Below are 2,565 nucleotides of genomic sequence, written 5' to 3' on the forward strand. Positions count from 1 at the left end.
TTTTTATTAGCCTTCGTCTTTGCGGATGAAGGTACGGAGCTTGGTCTGTTCGTCTATCAGATCCATCTGCGCCAAATTGGCACCATGCACAGCTTCAAGCATCGAGCGCTGCATGATTTCCAAGGCTCTTGCGGGCTCTGCCTTTGCCAAACGTGCGGCATTGGCAATTCCCAAAATCATTGGAATGTTGCCTTCGATGATTTCCCCGACGAAGGAGGCAGCAGCGACGCCGGTAGCTTCGTTCAGCTCATCCAAGGCGCTCTTGAGTTCAGGCGAGATCGATAGTGTCAGGCGATGACGTGCCATGGGTCAGTTCCAAATATGTGCCAATGGCACAACTCTATTCGCTAAGTTGAGATACGTCAACATCCCCTCCGGGGGCGTTCGGCACGTGCCAGGGGTGCATGGGGTGAAACGCCCCATGAACCCCGGGCGGAGCGTGTTTTTAAATTGGGGTAGGTAAAGGGTTCGCTGCGCCCGTGCTTCCGTTTGCCGGGAAGGAGGGACGATTTCCCGACAAGCCGGGAGCGCGGCCCTTGACCTGGTGAAGTATGCAGGGTTGCTGAGAGGTGTCTGAGTGGATGTTTCCGATTCGAAAACTGCACCCCCTTGAGCCGGGAGGAGAATGGGCAAGGTGGTGGGGGGAAACAGGCGAAGCCTGTGGGCCCACAACACACATCTTGCCGTCTGTAATTTGGCAATTGTGTGCAATTCAAGGCAATTTTAGGCAACTGCCAATATGCAATTTAACGCGATTCTATGCGATCTAGCGTCAGTTCAAACAACCACGCCAAGTTCATAAAGGTTGTACCAAATTGGCTTGAATTCGCCGTTCAAGTAGCCACAACTCCCGCATACAGCTTTAAGCGTGTAGCAGGTGCTACCGTCGGCATTCAGGCTGTTTTTTTTGACCCCTGTAATTTCCATTGCCCCATGCAAATCACAGCTGATACAGGTTCGAGATAATTTATGTCCGCGCTTGGGTGTTTCTTGCATCGTTTCCCCCTTTAGGAAATCGTTGAGACAGGTCTAGAAATTGAGCAAGGGCGCACTTACGCAAACTACGTTTGCAGGCGGTCCGTTGGACGTGTTTAGACGTTGAAGTTAAACGGGCAGGCCTGCCCGGCACTGCTAGCGCTACGCTAAGCAGTGTCAGGCAGGTCAGCCCGTTCCAGTAGCAAGCTTTTTGGCTCTTTCCAGAATGGACGCAAGCAAAGCAGGAAGTGCCTCAGGGTGAGTTTCGGCCATATCCAAAACGATGGATTCCGACTTAGTGCGCAAAATGGCTCGCCATTGCTCGTCGGTCAGTTCGGCCAGCATGAGTGAGCTGTCTTCCTGAACCGCTGCAATTTCCTCGTCTGATGCCTGTTCGCCCATGGCGAGCAAATCACGTAAGCCGTTTGACCAGTAGAGCTGACGTTTTCCCTTGAACGCTTCGGCATAGGTGCGAAACAGGATTGCAGACTGTTGCCACCCCTCAGACTTATCGAGGACGGCCCTCAAGAAGTCCCACGGCGTGCGTGAGCCGTTACGACCCTTCTTGGTGTGGCTTTTGGTCAGTTCGCTCTCTAAGCCCCATTTGGAAGCGTAGGCAGCGGCATAGGTGCCATCATCGACCCGGCAACCATGTTCATCAGAAGGACGCGGCAAACCGGCCCGCTCACAAGCTTGTTGCCAGAGCGGACTGAATGCGTGGTGTACGGATTGAGGCGAAAAGCCCTGATCAAGAAAGAGCAAGACGTGAAGATGCGGGTGAAAGCCATTTTGGCCATGGGTGACTTCCAGAGCCCGGATGGTTCCACGAATACCCAAGAGCTTTCTGAGCTTCTGCCCAGCACGGCTGGTTGTAGTGCTGCGCCATGCTGCATGGATTTGTTTCAAGAGTGCCGGCAAATCGTCGCCAAGCCCGTGCGGCACTGTCAGGGTCAGCATGAAAACATCCCACTCACGGGCTTTGGCGAGAGCCAGAGCAGTGGTCAGTTCGGCACGACGACGCTCGCTGATTTTGGCGGCACAAACCGGGCAAGCCCATACGGAAGCGCAGATCTGGAGGCCGGTGTAGAACGCCTTGTTGTGTTCCTTGCTCTTGAGTACCTGGAGAGATTGATTTGGCACTCTCCAACGCATGCACTTGGACGTTCGGGAAGTTGGTAATAACCGATTGGCCACGCTTTTCAACGCAAATCGCTCACACCGAAAAAGCCTTGGATCTACAGGCAATCCAGCGGTGATTTCACCCGTGCTTTGGTCAACCGTGAGGTTAGCGGAGTCAGTTTTCGCGTATATACCAAGGGGGACACCCCGAGCCTCGGTATTTCGTTCCGGCGATGTAGTGTTATTCTTGCTCATGCAGATCCTAAGCCCCTGCAAAACCGGGGACAAACGCAGCGTCAACTGCGGCCCCAACAGAACCCCCTACAGCGTCAACTGGAGGGGGTTTTTTATTAGCCTTCGTCTTTGCGGATGAAGGTACGGAGCTTGGTCTGTTCGTCTATCAGATCCATCTGCGCCAAATTGGCACCATGCACAGCTTCAAGCATCGAGCGCTGCATGATTTCCAAGGCT

3 protein-coding genes are annotated in these 2,565 nt (G+C 53.8%); all 3 read right to left on the reverse strand.

Annotated features, from left to right (window positions below; genetic code table 11):
- Positions 1–6 precede the first annotated feature (6 nt).
- Complete coding sequence (locus EQV90_RS21615; protein WP_240878673.1) at positions 7–306, reverse strand: hypothetical protein; 300 nt, start codon at positions 304–306, stop codon at positions 7–9.
- Positions 307–777: 471 nt separating this feature from the next.
- Positions 778–996: a hypothetical protein gene (locus tag EQV90_RS21620; protein WP_153376469.1), complete on the reverse strand. Its 219-nt coding sequence runs from the start codon at positions 994–996 to the stop codon at positions 778–780.
- A gap of 165 nt (positions 997–1,161) precedes the next feature.
- Positions 1,162–2,349 carry a protein rep gene (locus EQV90_RS21625; RefSeq protein ID WP_240878674.1) on the reverse strand — a complete coding sequence of 396 codons (1,188 nt, stop codon included), beginning with the start codon at positions 2,347–2,349 and terminating at the stop codon, positions 1,162–1,164.
- Positions 2,350–2,565 lie beyond the last annotated feature (216 nt).

The organism is Pseudomonas sp. TMW22089 (assembly GCF_022496645.1).
Taxonomy (GTDB): Bacteria; Pseudomonadota; Gammaproteobacteria; order Pseudomonadales; family Pseudomonadaceae; genus Aquipseudomonas; species Aquipseudomonas paraversuta.

Bases quoted from the DNA above. Each gene is read 5' to 3' on its own strand.
- EQV90_RS21615 (WP_240878673.1), bottom strand. From the start codon at position 306: ATGGCACGTCATCGCCTGACACTATCGATCTCGCCTGAACTCAAGAGC.
- EQV90_RS21620 (WP_153376469.1), bottom strand. From the start codon at position 996: ATGCAAGAAACACCCAAGCGCGGACATAAATTATCTCGAACCTGTATC.
- EQV90_RS21625 (WP_240878674.1), bottom strand. From the start codon at position 2,349: ATGAGCAAGAATAACACTACATCGCCGGAACGAAATACCGAGGCTCGG.